This is a genomic window from Acidithiobacillus sp. IBUN Pt1247-S3 (assembly GCF_041146875.1).
GTDB lineage: Bacteria > Pseudomonadota > Gammaproteobacteria > Acidithiobacillales > Acidithiobacillaceae > Igneacidithiobacillus.
The window spans coordinates 110,118-129,903 of record NZ_JBFRXP010000002.1 but is presented as its reverse complement, the minus strand read 5'-3'; the positions used below and the strand labels follow the sequence as shown (position 1 = coordinate 129,903).

Below are 19,786 nucleotides of genomic sequence, written 5' to 3'. Positions count from 1 at the left end.
GTTGCGATCAGGACCCCACCAAGGTAGGGTCCTGGTGGGCAGAAAGGTCGGGTGGGAGAAGAATGTTAGTTAGAATTGGTGAATTATGATAATAGTTGTATGTACCGTACTACTTCCAGACAGATAGAAGGGTTAACCGATGGGCTTGGGTATAGTTGAGCGTATTCTGGTTCTGGCAAAAACCTACCCTTCCCCGAGCGCCCAGTATGTTGAAACATCGTGTGTAGCAGGCATCAGTCAGGACGGTTCGATGCGCCGCCTGTACCCTGTTCCCTTTCGGTTGATCGAGGAAGGTCAGCAGTTCAAAAAGTGGCAGTGGGTCAATGTCCGGTTAGAGAAGGCTACCAAAGACCACCGGCCAGAAAGTCACAAGATCTATGTCGACACCATTGTCTGCGGTGAAGTAATCGACACAAAAAAAGAGTGGGCTTCTCGCTGGGAATGGATAAACAAGATTCCTTTGTTTAGCAGCATCAGCGATCTCGATGTTGCCCGACTAAATGACAAGATGTCGATTGGACTGTTGCGCCCCAAGCGCATCCTGGGCCTGGAGATCGTCAAAGCTCGAAACCAAGACTGGACCGAGGAAGAAAGGGAGAAGCTGACGCGCGAGCAGATGCAAGGCCACCTCTTTTCTGAGGACGAGGCAAGGTGTCAGGTGAAAGAACTGCGTAAGGTGCCGTTCGACTTCTACTACCGGTTCGTGTGCGACTCGCCAGAGGGTGAGAAGGAGGAGAAGCACAAGATTGTTGATTGGGAGGTCGGCGCACTGTTCTGGAACTGTCAGAGCCGTTACGGAGAGGGCTGGGAAGCGCCGTTTCGCGCCAAGCTGGAGGAACAGCTAGGCAGAAAGGATCTGATGTTTTTGATGGGTAATCAGCACCGGTTCCAGGACCAGTGGCTGATCATCAGTTTGATATATCCCCCTAAGCAAAAGCAAGCTGAGGCGTCCCAGATTTCGTTGTTCTAGCACCGGAACCCACAGCCTGAATATGCATGATCTCCGCGCCACAGTAGTCGCGAACAGCATTGGCCACCATCGAGCGATGACAGAAGTTGTAGTTCGCCTCGAAGCAAAGCAGCGCGCACCTTGACGAGCGCACCAGTGCTGACAACTCGGCGATCGCCGACCCTTGTGCTTTCAGGTGATTGAGAAAGCCCTCAGTGTAGCGCTCCCAGTTATCATCTTCACGATAGCGGTCACGCACTGACTTTGGGCAACCTAACTCGATCATGTGGGCATACTCCAGGCCCGACAAATTCAGAACGCTGGCCAGCGCCCGCTTCGAGAAGCCTGGCTTACGCGATAAGGGCAACTCACGGATGTCCACCACGGTCTCAATATCGTGCCTAGTAAGTAGCGACATGAACCTGTTGATGCTTAGCCCTTCGTAACCGATTGTGAAAACCATCATACTATCTCCCTCCGACTTGCCCACTCTACCTGAAGTTGATATTTCATAATAGCCACAGCACGGGCACTCAAAGCCCCAACCCCACTTCCAACCCCAGATGCAGGCCCAGTTCCTTGAGGACCTGTTCTGGCGGTTCGTAGCCGAGATGCACGGCTTCCTGCATAAGGTTGCGTTCATGGGACTGGACCAGTATCCGTTGCGGCGATCCGACCGGCAGGGACGCACTGTCCGGATGCCGGTGCAGCCCGGCCAGGAGCCGTTTCAGACGTTCCCGTTTCACCTCGACACGGGTCTTTCCCATGAATTCCGTGGCCCAGTGCTCGATGTCGGCCCCGTGCTTCACCGTTCGACTCCACTGGCCTGCTCGACGGCCTTGTCTTTCGCAAGAACATCCACCCCGAGTTTTTCCCGGACCAGTTGGGCGGTGCGGTCCTGATCACCCAACTGCCTCATGGCTTCGTTGGGCTTCAGTCCGCCGCCTAGCCCCTCGATCTGCCGGAAGGTGCCCTGCGGGTCGCGCTCGCCGAAGGACGCCGACAAAAACTTCTCTCCGGTCGTGCGGTTCTCGTGGGGCAGGACGTTGGCGTAGAGCTTGCTCCCGTCTTCCCGCTCCACCATGGCCGAGAGCATCGGAATTCCGGATTTCGACGTGCGTTCCACGAACTCCACGCTGTGCCGCTCCTTGACGCTCTGCTCCTTGTTTTCCACGGCCAGGACGCCACGGGGCTTGCCGTCCTGGTCCACGTAGAGGCCCACGCTGCGCCAGGTGCCTTGTTCGTCCTTCTGATGGCCTTCGAGACGAGGGTATTCCTGTTTTGGAGCAACCCCCTGCTCCTTGAGCCGTTCCGCCATACCCTGTACCACTTCGGCGAAATAGGCTTCTCGGGCGGTATCGGAAATCAGGTTCATCGCCTTTTTGTTCCCGCCTTTGCCCGCTGCAATCATCGGTGCCTGCTCCTCGGCGATCCGCTCCTGCGCCTGCTTGAAATGACCGGGCACAGCCTCGATTTCCTGCTTCCCGGCATCCTTCATGGTAGCCACGTGGTTGGTGAACGTCCGCCCATCCTCTTTCTGTACGGATTCTGCAAAGCCACCGATGGTGACCATCTGGCCTGCCTGTTCCTGACTGGCCCGATCGAGCTTCGCGATGAGCCGCTGAGCGAACTCACTGTTGAGATCCGCCGACAGGATCGTCTTGTCCGCACCACTTTCCAGGGTCACGCGCAGCTTCTGAAATTTTTCGCCATTTGCTTCGGTTTCAGCGAGCGTGATTCCCGTGAGCTTGCCGGACAGTTCGGTCTCATAGCGGGCGTTATGGGATTTCAGCGTCTCGCGCACGGTTTTCTCTGCTTCCGGCGTGTGTCCCTGTTTCCAGACGGCCTCGCCGATTTCCGTTTTGGCGGCAGTCAATGCCGCGTTGGTGGGGCCATCATTGACGGCGACAAAGGCGTTCGCCAAATTGTTGCGTTGCACCATTCGTACTGGCATGACATTTCTCCTCATCAGATTGCGGTTACCTGATGAGGTATAGCCAGCCATGCCGGGTATAGCTTTGCATCCAGGAAAAACGGACGAGCCGGTGGCGCGTCCGGAAAGGCTCACTCCAGTTCCACGTCTGAGCGCTGCTTCTGCGGTTGCTGCCGTGCGGGACCCAGGACGTTACCGCGTGGCGCCCGGTTTTGTTCCTGATCCTTTAAGGCTTTCTGGTAGATTTCCGCCGCCTGTTTATCACCCGGCTCCAGCTTGATGCCCATGTTTACCGCCATCTCCGCCGTCTGCTTCAGGAAGGCGGGATTGCCCGTGAAATGCACCGGCTGCCCGAAGCGTTCAACTGCGGCCTGCAGTGCGGTACCTACCGCCAGCTCGCGCTTTTCCTGTGCTGTGCGCCCAATGCCGAGCATGGCGCGCCGGGTCACGGTAATATGATCGCCGTGATCCAGTACCAGTGGCCGGTTTTTATGGGCCAGCAGGGGCACAGGCTTTTGTCTGGCGAATGATGGGCGACTCGGGGGTTTTTCCGTTTCCGGTGCGCGAGGCTCCTGAGGAAAAAGGGGCTTCGCCTCCGGGGCCTGCGGCCACGGCTGCTGCGACTCCACTGCCGGCTTCTCCAGATTGGCGGCCTTTTTCATCTCAGGATCGACGGCCAGATCCTGCTTTCCCGGCTCCGGCAAGCCATCATTTCCCATCTCAATTTTTTGCTGTTGTTCAACTTGTTGCGACGGGCCAAACCACACGCCATCGGTGTCCAGCTCAAGCGCATTCCACAAACCGTGCGCCTCGACCTTTGAATAAATCTGGTTGGCCGCAAATCCGCGCGAATGAGGGTTCTTTTCGATGAGCGTCTGCACTTCCTTGTGCAAGGGATCGGCTTCCGGGATAAAGGCGGTCGTGCTCATGTCTGCATGGACAACGTGGAGACCTTTGCTGTTCTCTTCGTGCATATTCAGAACATCCAGAGGTCCATAGGAAAACAGTTGGTCTATCTGTGCTGCCATGTGGGTATGCTCCTGGGAATGCGTAGGGAATGGTGTTTGGTCACGCGGCTAGGTGCCCATTGCTGGCGGGGGATGGGTATGCAGGGTGTCCGGGAAATTGCCCCACGGTTTCCTTGGCGCAGTCTCAGTGCCCATGGAAAGCCGCCGCATCCCCTTGCGGATCAATGACAGTGCCCTGATAGGTCCGGACATCGACGCCGAATATAGCTGCCACTTCCGCATCAGGAAGCTGCTCGGCAACGCCGACTTCTCCGCCCATCATGGACAGGTATTCCAGGGCCTTCCGGACCATGGAGAGGTCGGCAGGATCACCAGAATGGCAATAAATGACATCCGCGGCTTCCTCCCGGATCAATTTGTCGATGGCCAGCGTATAGCCACCCAGCCCCGTCGGATCATCCACCGGGATCAGATGATCCGGTGACGCTCCAATGAACAGATTGCAGATAGGCTTTGCGGTGTTGCTGAAAAACCGGTCGAACATTCCCATTTTTACATCTCCCATTCCAGGTCGGTTTTTTGTCGTGCGACGGACCGAATGGCCCGCCCGATTTGCGGGTCTACGGCTTGCGCTGCTCTGAGCGTTGCCGCAAGGGCATCGTCGCGGACCGTCAGCCGAGTCGAGGTTTCGGGGTTGACCCAGGCCAACGGATTGGCCGTCGTGTCTGCCTGCGTAAATCCTCTGGCAACCCCTTCATCGAGATACCTTCTGGCATTGACGGTCTTGTAGGTGCCGTCTGGTCGTGGCAGGGTGAGGCTGTGCTGTTCCAGAACTTCCAGGGACTTCACCAGCCGGTCGGCAGCTCCGGCGGAGTCCGGCAGTTCCTCCTGCGCTTTCTCCAAAGGCTTTTCTGGCAGATCCAGGGGGATTTTCGCTATCTCCATGGCCTTCATCAGGTCGCCACCCGGCTCCAGGGCCTGGACCGCCTTGCAGAACGCCCCAAAGCGTCGGTCCTTGACCCGCGATGTTTCATCGGTCTGCGGGTTTTCCAGGAATCGCTCCACCACGGCACCCTTCTTATGGGCACCGACATGGGTGTAGCCATGGGCGGCCTTCCATTCAATGTACTGTTGCCCGTCGACGACCTTGGAGCCCGTCTCGGTAGATATCTGGATTTTGGAGTAGGAAAGCGCGTCGAAAGCCTGCCGCAGCGCCTTACGGGGCGCCTCTTCGGCCTTTTGGCGGGCTTTTTCGGCTCCCTCCTGGTTCAGAGCGGCAACCCGATCCGCTCCGGCCCACGTTTCCAGGTGCGCTACCCGCTCTTTTTGGGTTTTGCCCAAACTGACACCGGTAATCCGGGAGAATGCCTCTTCGGAACCAGGATTCTGGGAGTTGTGACCAATCCAGGGGAGCAGGGTTTTCAGATCCTTCTCCTCAATAGCCTGGACCATCTTGTCCACGGTCGGGCTTTTGTCGTCGACCAGAATCCCATGCTTCCAGTAGGAGGCCATCACGACCTGTCTGGGACTAAGCCCTTGCAGGGTGCTAACCCCTTGCAGGGTGCTAACCGATTCAGACTCTTTCAGGATTTCCTTGCCCTGTTTTTTCAGGCGCTCCGTCACCCGTTCACGGGCGGCGTCGACAGAAGCACGGTAGCGTGCGGTTTGCGCCTCGGACGTGTCCCTCCAGATGTCCCGCAATTCCTGTTTCCGTGTGTCTTCCACTCCCGCTTTTTTCAATTCGAGCTCAGGCTTGAATGAACCCCGATCTTCACCGATGGTGACAATTCCAAATACCTTGTCCGCCTCCACCATGGTGTCTCGCATCGCCTTGGCAAACGCATCGGAATTGGTCGGGTCCAGGGAATCAAATCGTTGGTCGATCCGCTCCATGAATCGGTCCATGTTCCCCGGCAATTCCTGGTGAAAACGGTTGTAGGCCATGATGGCCTGTTCCTTGGGATCAACCTGGGCCTCCGCCGCCTTTTCCGCCGCCAGGCGTTCCGGTGCGTTCCAGTCGAAACCGTAGGCAAGCGCCGGATCAATCATTCTGAAAGCGCCATCCAGCCCGTACACCGTGACTTCCATGCCCTCATCAGGCCCGGTCTCCGCACGGAGATGATAACGGTGATCTCCGCTGGTCGTATCCAGCTTGGCAATCACTCGGCCAGCATACGGCTCCTGGATGGCCTTGGTGGGATCAAACCGCACCAGATCACCCACCTGCGGGCTACGCACCCGCTTCACACCCTCTTCCATCTGTGTCGCAATCCCACGGATGTTGTCGGCCTCAAGGATGTCGCCCGTGCCGGGTGCAACCCCAAAGCCCACCTTTTCCGCATAAGCATGGGGGTTGCCGCGCAGTTCCGCCGCCCAGCGTTCCGCACGTTGCGGGTCACGTTCGGCGGCATTGCGCAAAAACTGTTGCGCATTCTCGACGCGGTCGCCGCCCAATCCCGTAGGTAGTCCACCCGGCCAGTCATCCCCCACTGTAGGCAGATCAGTGCGCTCGCCTCGGCGAATCTGCGTGTATGTCTGCAGATGCGCCACAAGGTCGGCATCTGGTTCTTGCGCCTTGTTCCGCAACGCCTGTTCCACCGCCTGCAAAACTTCTTCTTCTCTGGCATTGCGGAGTTCGCTGGTTATATTGCGCTTATAGGCTTCCGTGATTGGGTCCACGGCATCCATCGCTTCCGGCGGCAGGACGTTGGGAATATGCCGGTCCCAGCGGTTTTCCGGAATCAGGATCGCAGGGAAATGATCGTCCCCGCCCAAGAGTAAACGGTCAGTTCCATCTTCGTGGTGCAACCGCAAAATCGGACGTGTTCGGTACATATCTGACGGCCCAGGATCAACAGGACCGAGGATCAACGCCTCACGGGTTTCTCCAAGTTCATCGGTGTATTGCACATAGCCCCCGCGGGAAAGTGCAGAGGCTTTCTCGACTTCTGTCTCCTGCACAATCTCTGGTGTCCGCTCGATCAGGTAGTCGCTGATGCCTTGTGCATCCTTGATCGCCTGCATGATCGTTTGCTTGCGATCTTTCTCCGGCAGGGCCTTGAGCCAGCTCGCGAGATAAGCGGCGCTATTGCCCGTGGTGCCATCTGCCAAGGTCTTGCCGCCTGCTAAGTCCTCCCGGCCCTCCTCCCGGTCCTGAGCGGCGGGATCAAAGCCTAACCCCAAGATCGCCGCTGTCATGGCCGCCGACATCTCGGCCCGCAGTTCCTCGATCGCGTACTTTTCGCTGCCAAAAGCATTGCGCAAGTCGCGGTTCAGGCGTTTTTCATGCCCGGTTGCATGGGAAAGCTCGTGCAAGAGCGTGGTGTCGTGGCCCACGGCCCGCTCGAACGATTCCACGGGAGGCATCTGCACCCGATCTTCAGCAGAACGATAGAATGCCCGGCTGCCACCGTACTGCAGGTTGACGCCCATGGCGTCGGCCAGCTTCGGCAACCGTTCGTCGGTCTTGCCATCCAGTACATGGGTCAGATCCGGACGCTCAAGGGGTAGGATACCGTCGATCTGCGAGGCGTGAAACACGGTGTAATACCGGACACCCAGACGGCGCTCCGCCGGCTCGATGTCCGTCGCCCCCTGTTCCTCCAGTCGCCGGATTTCTTCCTCTGTGCGCTTGTGCTCGTATTCCTTCCAGACTTCCAGCGGCAAGCCGGAAGCACCCTGTCGCACCTGCCAGCCTTTCTCCTGGGCCTGTTTGTAGGTACACCAGCGGGGATCAGACGGGTCCGGCGAAAAGGTCATCAGGTTCTCATAATTCACCCCACGGTAGGGCTTGCCGGTCACCGCATTCACGGGCGGCAGAATTTCTCCGGGCTTCCAGGGCCGTTGCCACCGCGCCGTGCCCTGCTCCATCTGCTGGATCAGACGATCGGCCACCTCCAGACGAAAGTCCCGTTTTTCTTCCTTGCCCCGTGAAGCCATATCGTGCTCTCCTGCAGACTACCTGTGGAGGTATAGCGAGGGATGGACGGTATAGCTTTTTATGGCGCGGATGATATGACGCCTGTCCATCCCTTACAGCCATTCACCTGCGGATCGTGAGAGTCCCCGAACGGACCGACTTTGCTCTCTGCTCTTCCACCTCGCTCAGGATGGCCTGGATCGCGTCAATGATCTGCGCCGGTGTTGGGCTGCCGGTCCAGGGATCGTTCACCAGCCCGAATATCTGCTCAACGAGTTCCATGGGCAGGGAAAACATCACGGAATCAGCTGGTTTCTGAACAGGCGCTGGCCCCAAGATCGAATCCAGATCCCTACTTACCCCAGGATTTTCCTTTCCATCACCACCGCCCATCTGCCCACTACCTCCGGTGGTGTCGCCGTAACCATTCTCCCCTTCCTCACATTCGCCACCGACCAGCGCAGGTCCTGGATGGCCGCCGTCTTCCTGGCTATACGCAACGAGCATTCCCTTTCCGTCACGAGTTGGTCCGACCCCGCCGATCACCGAGTGTTCCGCCAGGCCAGTGTGACTGTCCCAGACATGGGGTTCCGGAGATTCCGCCGATGCTGACAGAATCCGCTGTTCCCTCTCTTGCGTAACCCGTGCCTCCAGATCATTGAGCAAGGATCGGGAAAATATCGCCCCCTCCTCGATACGGGTAGCCAAAACATCCAGCAGGTTTGCCTTGTCCGGATCGTTCCTCCAGACCACCAACCGTTGCATTTCATTCATGCCGATGCTATCCAGCGCCACGCCGATCCGCACTGCGATCGCCTTGGCATCCTCGCTGCCCAGGACCAGCACGGCCCGCAACCAGGACGCCGAGCGCCCCAGGCGACGGGCCAGCTCCGCAGGACGTACCTGGAGCGTATCCAGTAACGCTTGCAGCGCCACGGCCACATCCTCGTTACGCATCTCCGCTCGCGCCAGGTTCTCCACCAGTTGCATTTCCAGCCGGTCTGTGGGGCTTTCCGACTGCGCGATAACGGCGGGGATGCGTCCGAGATCGTAGCCCCGCCGCGCACACGGATTACTGGACGCCAACGCCATCTTCGCCGCCCGCCAACGCCGTTCGCCGGCGACGATCTGGTATCTGCCGGCCCCTCGTGCCTCTACCGTAATGGGCTGGATGACGCCATGCTGAAGGATGCTTTCCGCGAGATTCTCCAGATCGGGATCATCCTCTGGCGTAAACCGCCGGGGCTGGGCGGAGTCCGGCTCAATGGCGTCCAGTGACAGGTAGAGTGCCGGCACCGTTGTCAGGGCGCCCGCGCCGGTATGGGGTGCCGCCTGCAGGGCCACTCGGGCCGCTTCCAGATTCAATCCACCCAACAGGGACTCTTTCATTGTTCGCCCCCTTCGCGCTGCTTTGCCAGAATCTCCTCTGCGTTATCCGGTTCCGGGACCTCCCGGTTGTCCGGGCTGCCCTCATCGTCGGGCACGTCCTGCAAAAGACTGTCAAAGGTCTGATACCAGGCATCCCGCTGCGCCGCATCCCGGCAGGCTTCCCAATAAGGCTTGCCGAGGCGTAGTCCCTTTCGGACATCCTCACGCTCATAGAGCTGATGGGGCATCACCCAGTCGGGAAATCCTTCCAGCAACGCGCCAGCAATCGTCAGGTTGGTCGCGGAATTGGCCTTGACGCGATTGATAAGCACCTTGAACTCCAGCTTGGGATTGTCTGGCCGGATATGTCCGGTGTACGTCTGAACCAGGGACAGCAGGCCCTGTGTACCCAGGGCGTCTGGTGTCACCGGGGCAATGTGCTTGTCCGCTATCAGCAATGGCGCTACCTGCCGCACACCCGGCGCTGGCGGACAATCCACGATCACCAGGTGATAGAACGCTCCTGGTCCCTCACCCGCCTTTTCCAAGGTGTTCAGACGACGCAGGGCCAGTACAGCTGCCGCCGCATCATCGTCAACGGAGTCCAGACCCGCCGATGCCTGCAGAAAATCAAAGCCAAATATTGGGGATGTCTGCACCGGAATTTCCCGATCGGGATACCACAGATCCAGGACCGTGCCGTCCATAGTCTGGTGGCGGTCCCCATCCCCCGTCGCCAGAAAGGTGGCACTGCCCTGTTGGTCGAGGTCCACCAAAAGCGTCCGAAACCCCATGTTGTGGGCATGGATCGCCATATGAACGGCCAGCGTGGTCTTGCCCACCCCGCCCTTCTGATTGGCAAATGCAAGGAGCTTCATCCAACATCCTCCCCGTCCGTCTGGCCATAGCCGCCTACGACATTCTTTGTGAAAACCGCCATCGCTGAACCTCCTCTTCGATCGGTGAATGGGTATAGCATTCTGTGGTTGCGCGGAGCGTCTCGTCAGGAACGCAACATTTCCTGCACCATGGCAGACACACTCACGCCGTCTGGCAAGGACGCCAGCCTGGTCGCCGCCTCGGGAGTCAGCGCGATGGCAAACGGCTCATAGGGGGGTTCCGGTACGGGCCGGCTGGCCCGTCGCAACCCCATGGACCGCAGGGTTTCCATGGGCAGGCGTACCAGCTCCTGACTGACTCGCGCCGACCGGACGGTGGCATCCTCACGGTACTGCGCGGCCATCAGATCCCGCCGCAAACGCGGAATGATGCGGCTTTTCATTCGGACCCTCCTCCCATGTAGGGGTCCAGCTCCGAAGGTTTGGCAGGTGCTGTCTGCGCCGCCGTACCGACCAGATTCACGCCATGCCGGTAGGGGCCAGGGAAAACCAGGTCTTTGGTAACCACGACGTTGAAGGCGTAGCCGGGCCGGATGGTGAGGGTCGGGGACACGTTGATGAACTTCTGGAACAGTTGTGCCTCGGCTTCCCCGAAGGTCTGCGCCAGGGACTGTTCCCCTTCCACCAACGCCACATTGCCCGTCACCACCCCGGACTGACTGGTGCTGCCCGTAGGGCTCGCTACCGTCATGCCCACGTCAATGATGGAGAGCAGCAGGGCATTTTTGAAAATCTCCCAGGTGTGGTTGTTCACGAGGTCCTTGAAGCCCGCATAGCCGCGTGGCGACGCGCCTGTCATGGACCCCAGACGGATATAGGTTCCATCGGGAAATTCGATGCGGCTCCACAGGACGCCAACCCGTGTCTGGCCCATGGCCGCTCCGCTGTGGTAGGTGCCAACGAGTCTGCTGCCTGCCGGAATCAGGACCGTCGAGGCATTCAGGCTGTTGTACACCGGATGGGCCACGACTGCCGTGACCTGTCCGGCGATGTCCGACTTGATGCCCGTTTCCAGAATACCGGGAATCACCGTGCCCTGGAGCAATTCATACGGACTCACTTCGCGCCGGACCAGATGGGTACTGTATACCCCTTGCTGCCTGTTTTTGCCGGTCATCTCCGCAATGGACTTTTCCAGGGTCAGCGCATTCGTGGGCTCTGATGTCCCCGATACCGCTGCTGCAGCAGGAGTTGTCCGGGCGCTGCCACCCCAGCCCGCGGCAGATTCGCCCTTTCCCCCCTGCCCTTGGATGGCCTGCTCAAACGCGGCCACCTGTGGGCTGGGTTGTGCCTGTACCGTGGGCTGTGTAGCTGGCCCCGTACTCAATGGGGCTGTGCCCGGCCCCGAGCGTGCAGGAGTCTTCACCGACTGCGTTTTTGCGCCTGGCTCCTGGATGGCTACCGGCTTCGATTGTGGACGAATAGCGGGCGCCTGATGCACGGTTTCCTTGGCGGGGCCAGAGGAAGAGCCGAAACCATGGAACAGGTCAATGGCCGCGAACCCGACCACTCCCACACCTACCGCGCCCGCCACGGCGTAAGCCAGAATTTTCCCAGACTTGAGATGCGCGCCCAGGGTGTTCTTGTCCGGAATCAGGGAACCTTTGACCTTTTTGGCCGACTCTTCCCCCATGGGAATCTTGTCATCTGCCATGACGCCCTCCTCAGTTGTGCTCGTGGACGAGCTTGACTACCTTCCCGTTACTGCCTTTGCCGGCCAGCAGGAGAATCTTGTGGGGGACTCCGTCCACGATGTAGTACCCATCCCGGAACGTGGTATTGATGATGGCGTTTTGCCCCGCCGCGTTTTCCGCCAGAACGGACGGAATCCCGCCCCGGCTGCCCTGGCCGGGCTTGAACTGGATGAAGGTCTGCTTCCCGTCGTCGAATACGCGCTCCGGCATGATTGATCCACAATCGCTGCTGCTGAACCAGCCACCGCCCGAGCAGTGCATCGTCCAGTGGAAATCCAGATCGGCAGCGTTGATCGACGGCAGAACCGCGACCGTCTCCCGATTTACTTTCTGATGGATTGCTTGATCCGCTGCATCTTCCTGCTTCCAGGTGCGAATGATGTCGTCCGGGTAATAAAACCCGATCATCGGCGTATAGCGTGTCGCATCGGAAGTCACCTCAACCACATAATTGAGGGGCTTGCCTGCGGCTGAAGTGCCGGTAACCACCAGATTCCCGTGCAGGCCCCCAAAGCGCGGCGTGATGGCCATCTCCGGCTGGTTGCCCGCCGTGAGGGGAGTGAGCTGCCAATATGCTGGCGACAGACCAACGGCTTTGGGATTCCGCATCCCGGCCCGCAGCACGATGAGAGACGTGTGTAGCGGGGCCGTCACCAGCGTCGGCAAAGACTGTCCGTAGGCGTAAAGCACTTCACCATTGGTCCCGGCGATGGGCGGAAGATTTTGCGTCTTGCCCGCTTCATAGGCCGCCACCAACGCCTTTTCCATGGCCGTTTTGGACCGTGCCGAGATCCGCCCCTGTGGAGGGGTGGCAATGGCTTTCTGCCAGATCTCGGCGGACGACTCGGGCGAAAGCGAGGCCGTTCCTGTCGTGCCGGCTGCCTGCACATTCGCTTGATGGATGGCAGGCACCTGGGTGTGGGGTCCGGTGGCCGCAGACACCTTGCCGGGAATTCCTCCCGGCACCGGGGAGGTGACGACACCCGCAAAGGATGTCCCGCTGAACCCCAGAATAGCGGCGGCTATGGCCGCGCGGATAAACACGTTGCTGCGCATGAGGATTCTCCTTTACGGAATCGCATTCCAGGTGAAAGACGTAATGAAAATGCCGAAGGGGTCGACTTTGAGTACGGCGGGGTTACTGGACGGTGGCTGAACCCGATAGGTCACGCTGCCCTCATAGTTCTTCCGCCACTTGATGGAACCACTGGCCCCATATTGGGTTTCGGTCCACTGCACCTGCATGGTGCCCCCCTTGGTCGTCACCGTGCCCACGGGCAGAACAGAGGTGATGTCTACGGTCCGCCCACCGTCATTCTTCGTGAAATTGGAATAAGGGTTGTGATGCTCAAAATAGGCGGTGAGCCGCTCGTTTTCCTTGTTTCCCACCAGGCCGTAGGTAGATTTGTAGATTTGCTTTTCTGCGGCAACCACGGGCAGGCGTTCCCGCACGTCCCGCACCCAGTGGGCGATGACATGCCGCACCACGGGCAGGTCATAGGTCCCGGCTTGAACTTCCTGGGCAAGATGCACGGCCTGTCCCAGATGATTGACCTCCACCACATACGGCACGACATGCACCCGGTCGGCCTCGTAAATCATTCCCGCACCGAACAAGGCGGAAATCCCGATAGACGCCAGTGCGGCCAGGCGCCAGTTTTTGGCCTGCGCGATATAGTCGCCATAGCGTTCCAGCCATTCCCGCCGGGCGGCCAGATAGCGGGCGTCTGTTTCTTTCTCTGCCATGCGTAAACCCTCTCAAAATCCGCTGCTGTTCTGGTATAGCCAGCGGAAAAGAGGATCGGAAGGGGGCAACGGATAGATTGTCGCAAGCAGACAAAACTTGGTGCAATGCAATCACCAAGCACCAATCTATCAATCAAAATCAGTCCCAGTGAACGGGGGATCATCAAGCCTAGTGGTCGATGGGCCATGGTGCCACAGAACCAAGTTCACTTCCGTCCCACGAGATCCATCCGCTGTGGTAATAATATTGCGGGATCGGCAACGGCGTAACGCATAAGGATCAGCAACCAAAAGGCTCGCGAGGCCATAGAGGACATCATCACGCGCCGGGAGGGGATTGATTCCATGCAGGCGCAAATCAAGGAAGACATCAAGGCGGTGGCCGAATATCTGGCAATCAAGCCCGCCCAGTTAGGCAAGCTCATCAGCCTGGTCGAGCGAGGATGCGGCGGAGTTGCTGACGCCCATGGAAAAGCAGGCACCCAAGCCGGAGTTTGCTTAGGATGGGAATCTGCGGCATATTCCATGGTGATGAATGGCGCGTATCGGCCAGAAGCGGTCTTCTTGCACGCTTGATTGGAATGTACGCTTTGCAATCGTGAACGGATGCCGATGGAATTGGTTTTATTAAAAGATGAAGACAGTTACTGCAGCTATCGTTTTGAAAAATAGACAGGTCCTGCTTACCAGGCGAGCGTCTGACCAAAAACTCGCGGGCTTCTGGGAATTTCCTGGTGGCAAGGTTGAAGAAGGGGAATCACTGCAGGAGTGTCTCCAACGAGAACTAAGGGAAGAGCTTGGTGTCAGCTCAGTCGTTGGAGAAGAGATTGTTACCAGCAAATATCACTATCAACATGGCGCTATCAATCTGGTTGCGATGAGCGCCGATTTGCTCAATGAAGATTTAACATTGTCAGTACATGACAAAGCCATTTGGGTACCCTTGGCCGACCTTATGAATTACCAGCTTGCTCCTGCTGACATTCCTATTGCGGCGCACCTACAGGAAAAATTCGGTGAAGTTTGATCCAGATCTAAAGTTGGGCCAAGTCATAGACAATAATACGTTATGTGAGATTTTCAAATGCGGACCACAGGGAGGCATGCGAAGGGCAAAAACCACCAACTCTCTAGTGATCGTATCGAACCATGTCACCTCGATTTATGATGATCGCTGGGATGATGATGTTCTCCACTACACAGGCATGGGGCAAGAGGGTGATCAGAGCCTATCTTTCATGCAGAACCGTACGCTCGCAGAATCTGGCGTAAATGGTGTTCACATATTTCTTTTCGAGGTCTATCGCCTTCGCGAGTACACATATTGTGGTGAAGTGAAACTGTCGGGTTCGCCATACGAGGATCATCAACCCGATAGCAGTGGAAACAACCGGGTGGTTTGGATGTTTCCAGTCAAGCTGGTGTCTCCGGAATCAGTACTGGATAAGGACACGATCGAAGCGCCCTATCAAGCCAAACTCGCGCAAGCTCGTCGGTTAAGTGATGACGAGTTACTTAAGCGAGCAGCGAGGGGTGAGCAAAAGCCCGGTAGAAGGTCTGTTGTTACTACTCAATATGAGCGAAGCCCGTGGGTGGTTGAATATGTTAAACGCCGAGCTGACGGACATTGCGAAGCATGTGACGTGGCTTCACCATTTGAGATGCCTGACGGCTCTCCCTATCTGGAAGTCCATCACATAAAACCGCTAGCTGAGGGGGGTAGCGACACCATCAACAATGCTGCCGCGCTTTGTCCAAACTGTCATAGACGCTGCCATCATTCGAAGGACAAATCCGCATACAGTAAGATGTTGAAAGAAAAAGTTGATAGCTTTAGGCAGGGAACTACGTAAGACCGTGATCGGCCAGGAACGGACGCTCGGGACGGTATGTTTCTCTTTTTAAAAGGTCAACCCTTTTGGTTATTTTAGAATGAACTAGTTTTATAGAGTATCTACTAATGGAAGAAAACAAAAATCAACGCTTCGTCATAATTACTGCTATTGATGTAGGGTGTAGCAACAATCCACGAGATACAGAATTTAGTTTCTGGCTTCAATGTATCCTAGACAATGACAACAGGATCATGCCTGGACATTGGTATGGAATCGTAAAAGAGAGAGATATAGACGGAGATTTAAGCAAGTTCCCATTTGTTTTGTCAGAAAACTCCCTTGATTATGGATCTGCGATACGTAGTGAGGGAACTAATCTGCGCAATATTCCCATTAGTACCGGGGAATACTTTACTAGAATAATAGACGAAGATGAGCGGACTCATAAAATAGAGGAAATAAAGCTCCTTGGGAAAATAGATTACCGTCCCCTGAGATAATATCCGCCAAGATCCTTGGCCATATCCACAAACTCCAGTCGTAAGAATCTAGGAGCAATCACCTCAATAGTGCTTCCAAAACTCTGTAACCACCAGCGAAGTTGCCAGTTGTCTTGAACGGTCGCCGTGACGGTCATCCAAGTTCTGCCCTTTTTTATGATCTGATCATGACTCAATGGTGTCTCCTCCAAATGAAGTCCTACGGAGATTTTGATACGAAACTGAAGAAGAATCTCATCGCTTCCCTCGTCACTAAATGCAAAGCGGCTATATGCCTGGAGGTTAAAACCAGGGGGATCGATTCGGGAGACATCTAAAATCTTTGCGTCTCGGATCCGATGTAAGGCCAAGATGCGAATATCATCCCAATCCACTTCAATATCGCTTTGAGGCCCTTCTGCGCCTTCAAGATCGCCATCCTCCTCTTCCCCACCCCACACAAAGTCATCAGTATTTGCGGCAGGCAAGGCCACTAGATAAAGCACCTGTTCCCGATAAATCAGTCCTAAGGGATTCACCCGCCTATTCTCTGCCCGCTTAGCCCCCAATTTCAGGTAACTGATCTGCAGCTGGCGCCCCTCCAACACGGCTGCAGTGACGGCCTCGTGGATAGTTTGGTCTATGACCGGTGGCTGCATAGGCGGTCCCCAAGGCAAGACGACGATGCGCTGCATCCAGCTACCCAAGGAGCCTGGATTATTGGCTTCTTCCAGAACCCTTTCGGCTGCCGTCATCAACGGGCTCAAACTGGCCAACGAGCTGGCCGGAAGCAGTCGGCTTAGCTGTTCTCGAGTTAGATATAACGCAAGAGCGGTATGCAAATTAGGGCGCAGAGCATCCGGCCAACTTTCGTTCGCCACCCACAGCCACCCCTGCGGTTTTTTTCCATCGGCGCGGATTCGTCCATCGGCAGAAAGCGCAATAAAATCACGCTGTAAGGTCCGCACGGTCGCCTCGATACCGGCAGATTTAAGTCTTTTTTGTATCTCTAACACACTGATTTTTCTACCAGCCTTCTCGGAAAGTAGCTCAATTATCTTCGAACGCCGCAAAAACGTGTCCGCCATGAGGGTTGCGTCTCCTAGATGGTTGTCTTTTCTGATGTTTTTAAACGTCAAAAAATGACGCATAGTTGAGCTATTATAGTCTCATACGTCCACGGAGCATACCCATGAAAGCATCGCAAGCCAGCATCGGCGGCCTAGTCCAGCCTTGGAATGGTAAGGCGCGTAGCGGTGACCCCTACGCGGCCTTGGTTTCCTTCCTTGCGGTGCGGGCTTTCTACTTCCTGAGCCAAGACAAGAATCCAGGGCGACTATTTTTCTTTCTCAGTGAGGCACTGGGGGACCTGCTGGAGATGCCCATAGGCCCCCTGGGCGATTTCAAGAAAAAACGAATCAAGAAAGCTCTCCTGCAACGCTTGGATGCAATACCTGCACACCCGGCCATCTACGGGCCTCTAGCCATTAACATCGAGTGGTTGGGTGAACGCCTAAAGCTCCGGGATGTAGAGAAGGCGATCCTTGGCTTGGGCGCTCTGGTCCAACAGTATTCCATTTTGGACGGTCTCTTTTCCTATCTCTGCGACATACCCGCCCCCCAACTGGAAAACCTGATCGCCTTCATGTTGGGAAAATCCCGGCAAGATGTCCGAGTGGCATTAGCGCCGAGCGCCGCCTTGCCTAGCGCCCGCCTTGTGAAGTGCCGGGGCGACTATGCCATTACATTGCCCGAACACCTGACGAATCTGCTCTTACAGAGGCACCGAAAGCCCGAAGACCTGTTTCGCACCTTTTACGGCAAGCCCCCGGCGGCAACCCTGACTCTGGCAGACTTTTCCCACCTGGGGGCCGATTTGTCTCTGTTGCAGAATATTCTCCGCCAATCGGTCAAGACCGGTCGCGTTGGTGTCAATGTCCTGCTCTACGGTGCCCCTGGCACAGGAAAAACCGAACTGGCGCGGGTATTGGCGGCGGAACTGGGTTGTGAACTCCATGAGGTCAAAATCACCGACGAGGATGGGGATCCCCTTTCCGGCCCTGACCGCCTCGGTGCCTACGCAGTGATGCAGAAGACCCTGCAGCGCCAGAAACGGACCCTGGCCCTCTTTGACGAGATTGAGGACGTCTTTCCCTCCCCCTCCCTCTGGAGCTTCTTGGGTGGCAAGCAAGAAACCCGAAATAAGGCTTGGACCAATCGCCTGCTGGAGGAAAACCCTCTCCCGGCCATCTGGATTGCCAACGCCATTGATGGGGTGGACCCCGCCTATCGCCGACGTTTTACTTGGGAAATGGAGCTGGAAGCGCCCCCCAAGGCGGTGCGACGGCGGATCTTTGCCCGTCACCTAGGGAAGCTACCGGTCACGCCCGAGTGGATTGATACTGCGGCCCGTGACCCGCACCTGGTCCCTGGCTACATTGAGCGCGCGGCAAGGGTTTTGGAGCTGGTACATACCCAGGACCCTCAAGAAAACGCCAACGTCCTGGACCAGATGCTGCGCAATGGTCGGAAGGTGGCGAAGCAGAGCAACAAGCTGCCGGAGCATTACAACCTGAGCTACATCAACGCCGACCATGACTTGCAGGAAATCGTTCGGGGGGTGGAGCAGCACGGCGAAATCCGGATGCTCTTTTACGGTGTGCCCGGGACCGGCAAGACCGCCTTTGCCCGATACCTGGCTGAGCATCTGGATCGACCACTGAAGATGTACACCGCTGCGGACATCCTCGGCCCCCTGGTGGGTGAGACCGAGCAAAAGATTGCTCAGATGTTCGCGGAAACGGATCAAGACAGCATTCTGTTTCTTGATGAAGTGGATAGCATACTACAGAATCGGGCCAATGCCGATAGACACTGGGAAGTCACTCAGGTGAATGAATTGCTCCAGCGCATGGAGCAGCATCCTGGTGTCATGATCTGCGCGACCAATCGAAAGGAGGGGCTCGATCCTGCTGTCCTGCGGCGATTCGACCTTCAGGTGGAGTTCCGGCCGTTGACCTTGGACCAACGTGTTCAGTTGATTGCGGCTACCCTGAAGACAATGGGAGTAGACAATGGGACCGATGAGGAGCAGGTTGCTATCCGAGAGGCAGCTAAGAGAATGGAAGGGCTTGCACCTGGGGATGTTGCGGTTTTGGTAAGGAGGCATCGATTTCGGCCTTTTGCATATAGGTCTGTCGTGATGGGATATCTAGAAAAGATATTTCGAGACAAAAGCAGGGACAAATTTCGTAAAATAGGTTTCTAGTGATAGCGATACAATCAGGATTGAGGATCTCTTAGTGGCAATCAAGGCGAAGGATGTTGCGAAATATATTGTGCAGATTTACTTTCAAAGAGATGGTGTCTTGATGTCACCTATTTTTGGCACAATGATTCAGTCGAAGAATCGGGTTTTCATGTGTACAGTTGGTCATGCCATTGACCAAAGAGATGAAGGTCTAAGCGTTTGGACGGGTGTCCACCCAGAGGTAGCCAAAAGCTGTCCAGGTCGCGTCACAAGCAATGCTGAATTGCTGATAGAGATCCGTCAAGACAGATATTCCAATATGATCATTGATGATTTTCACGACATAATGGCAATTCCGATTGCCAATTATGAAGGTCCTGCCTTGGATTTTGAGAAAGATATGTTGCAGGATAATATAAGCGTCCTAGATCCAGCTTTGATATCATTTCTTGATTACGAGCCAGACGATAACGGTATACTTCGTAAAGTCAACGATGGTATCGCAGGATTAATATCTGTTGAAACGGAGAATCACTGCGTCATTTCCATTCAGGGTGCCCCCGGCCTTTCTGGTGCACCAGCTTTTTTGGCGCACCCCGAAGGTTTGTTGTGGTTTGGAATCTACACAGGAACTTCACCGCGTACGCCGCTTACCAACGATGCGGTTATCAATAACGCGAGAATTATAAAAGCAAACCGATTTCTTAGTAATTTGTGAACAGTTTCTAAATTGCTGTGGAGACATC

Annotated in this window: 20 protein-coding genes; 7 read left to right on the top strand and 13 right to left on the bottom strand. The window is 56.5% G+C overall.

Annotated elements, in window-relative coordinates; genetic code table 11:
- Positions 1 to 139 precede the first annotated feature (139 nt).
- Entirely contained in the window at positions 140 to 970 is an 831-nt protein-coding gene (locus AB4090_RS02590) for a hypothetical protein (protein ID WP_369572293.1), read from the top strand.
- On the opposite strand, the gene AB4090_RS02585 is transcribed toward AB4090_RS02590, so the two are convergent.
- The 12 genes from AB4090_RS02585 to AB4090_RS02530 form a co-directional block, all read right to left on the bottom strand.
- Positions 927 to 1,415, bottom strand: a complete 489-nt coding sequence (locus AB4090_RS02585; protein ID WP_369572292.1) for a DUF488 family protein — start codon at positions 1,413 to 1,415, stop codon at positions 927 to 929. The two genes, AB4090_RS02590 and AB4090_RS02585, sit on opposite strands and share 44 nt — an antisense overlap.
- Positions 1,416 to 1,482: 67 nt before the next feature.
- A complete protein-coding gene (locus AB4090_RS02580) occupies positions 1,483 to 1,758 on the bottom strand; it encodes a hypothetical protein (protein ID WP_369572291.1) in 276 nt (91 codons plus the stop codon).
- Complete coding sequence (locus tag AB4090_RS02575; protein WP_369572290.1) at positions 1,755 to 2,903, bottom strand: hypothetical protein; 1,149 nt, start codon at positions 2,901 to 2,903, stop codon at positions 1,755 to 1,757. Before AB4090_RS02575 ends, AB4090_RS02580 begins: the two co-directional genes overlap by 4 nt.
- A 110-nt stretch (positions 2,904 to 3,013) precedes the next feature.
- Complete coding sequence (locus AB4090_RS02570) at positions 3,014 to 3,910, bottom strand: LPD7 domain-containing protein (protein WP_369572289.1); 897 nt, start codon at positions 3,908 to 3,910, stop codon at positions 3,014 to 3,016.
- A 124-nt stretch (positions 3,911 to 4,034) separates the two neighbouring features.
- A complete protein-coding gene (locus AB4090_RS02565) occupies positions 4,035 to 4,400 on the bottom strand; it encodes a hypothetical protein (protein ID WP_369572288.1) in 366 nt (121 codons plus the stop codon).
- Between the two features lie 2 nt (positions 4,401 to 4,402).
- Positions 4,403 to 7,789 (bottom strand): ArdC family protein, encoded by a 3,387-nt coding sequence (locus tag AB4090_RS02560; RefSeq protein ID WP_369572287.1) that lies wholly within the window; start codon positions 7,787 to 7,789, stop codon positions 4,403 to 4,405.
- Between the two features lie 103 nt (positions 7,790 to 7,892).
- A complete protein-coding gene (locus tag AB4090_RS02555) occupies positions 7,893 to 9,158 on the bottom strand; it encodes a ParB/RepB/Spo0J family partition protein (protein WP_369572286.1) in 1,266 nt (421 codons plus the stop codon).
- Positions 9,155 to 10,015 (bottom strand): ParA family protein, encoded by an 861-nt coding sequence (locus AB4090_RS02550; protein ID WP_369572285.1) that lies wholly within the window; start codon positions 10,013 to 10,015, stop codon positions 9,155 to 9,157. The genes AB4090_RS02555 and AB4090_RS02550 overlap by 4 nt, the downstream gene beginning before the upstream one ends.
- 125 nt (positions 10,016 to 10,140) lie before the next feature.
- Positions 10,141 to 10,419 (bottom strand): hypothetical protein, encoded by a 279-nt coding sequence (locus tag AB4090_RS02545; protein WP_369572284.1) that lies wholly within the window; start codon positions 10,417 to 10,419, stop codon positions 10,141 to 10,143.
- On the bottom strand, positions 10,416 to 11,690 hold the full coding sequence (locus AB4090_RS02540) for a TrbI/VirB10 family protein (protein WP_369572283.1): 1,275 nt from the start codon (positions 11,688 to 11,690) through the stop codon (positions 10,416 to 10,418). The genes AB4090_RS02545 and AB4090_RS02540 overlap by 4 nt, the downstream gene beginning before the upstream one ends.
- A gap of 10 nt (positions 11,691 to 11,700) precedes the next feature.
- Positions 11,701 to 12,786, bottom strand: a complete 1,086-nt coding sequence (locus tag AB4090_RS02535; RefSeq protein ID WP_369572282.1) for a TrbG/VirB9 family P-type conjugative transfer protein — start codon at positions 12,784 to 12,786, stop codon at positions 11,701 to 11,703.
- A 12-nt stretch (positions 12,787 to 12,798) separates the two neighbouring features.
- Positions 12,799 to 13,476, bottom strand: a complete 678-nt coding sequence (locus AB4090_RS02530; RefSeq protein WP_369572281.1) for a VirB8/TrbF family protein — start codon at positions 13,474 to 13,476, stop codon at positions 12,799 to 12,801.
- Positions 13,477 to 13,821: 345 nt separating this feature from the next.
- Between AB4090_RS02530 and AB4090_RS02525 the strand changes: the two genes are divergently transcribed.
- The 4 genes from AB4090_RS02525 (at position 13,822) to AB4090_RS02510 (ending at position 15,811) form a co-directional block, all read left to right on the top strand.
- Positions 13,822 to 14,052, top strand: coding sequence for a hypothetical protein (locus AB4090_RS02525; RefSeq protein WP_369572280.1), 231 nt, complete (start codon positions 13,822 to 13,824; stop codon positions 14,050 to 14,052).
- A gap of 58 nt (positions 14,053 to 14,110) precedes the next feature.
- Complete coding sequence (locus tag AB4090_RS02520) at positions 14,111 to 14,503, top strand: (deoxy)nucleoside triphosphate pyrophosphohydrolase (protein ID WP_369572279.1); 393 nt, start codon at positions 14,111 to 14,113, stop codon at positions 14,501 to 14,503.
- Positions 14,493 to 15,329, top strand: coding sequence for an HNH endonuclease (locus AB4090_RS02515; RefSeq protein ID WP_369572278.1), 837 nt, complete (start codon positions 14,493 to 14,495; stop codon positions 15,327 to 15,329). Before AB4090_RS02520 ends, AB4090_RS02515 begins: the two co-directional genes overlap by 11 nt.
- A gap of 107 nt (positions 15,330 to 15,436) precedes the next feature.
- Positions 15,437 to 15,811: a hypothetical protein gene (locus tag AB4090_RS02510; RefSeq protein ID WP_369572277.1), complete on the top strand. Its 375-nt coding sequence runs from the start codon at positions 15,437 to 15,439 to the stop codon at positions 15,809 to 15,811.
- Here the strand turns inward: AB4090_RS02510 and AB4090_RS02505 are convergent.
- Complete coding sequence (locus tag AB4090_RS02505; protein ID WP_369572276.1) at positions 15,793 to 16,878, bottom strand: helix-turn-helix transcriptional regulator; 1,086 nt, start codon at positions 16,876 to 16,878, stop codon at positions 15,793 to 15,795. The two genes, AB4090_RS02510 and AB4090_RS02505, sit on opposite strands and share 19 nt — an antisense overlap.
- Positions 16,879 to 16,982: 104 nt before the next feature.
- Between AB4090_RS02505 and AB4090_RS02500 the strand changes: the two genes are divergently transcribed.
- Entirely contained in the window at positions 16,983 to 19,058 is a 2,076-nt protein-coding gene (locus AB4090_RS02500) for an AAA family ATPase (protein WP_369572275.1), read from the top strand.
- Between the two features lie 34 nt (positions 19,059 to 19,092).
- Positions 19,093 to 19,758 (top strand): hypothetical protein, encoded by a 666-nt coding sequence (locus AB4090_RS02495; protein WP_369572274.1) that lies wholly within the window; start codon positions 19,093 to 19,095, stop codon positions 19,756 to 19,758.
- Positions 19,759 to 19,786: the final 28 nt, after the last annotated feature.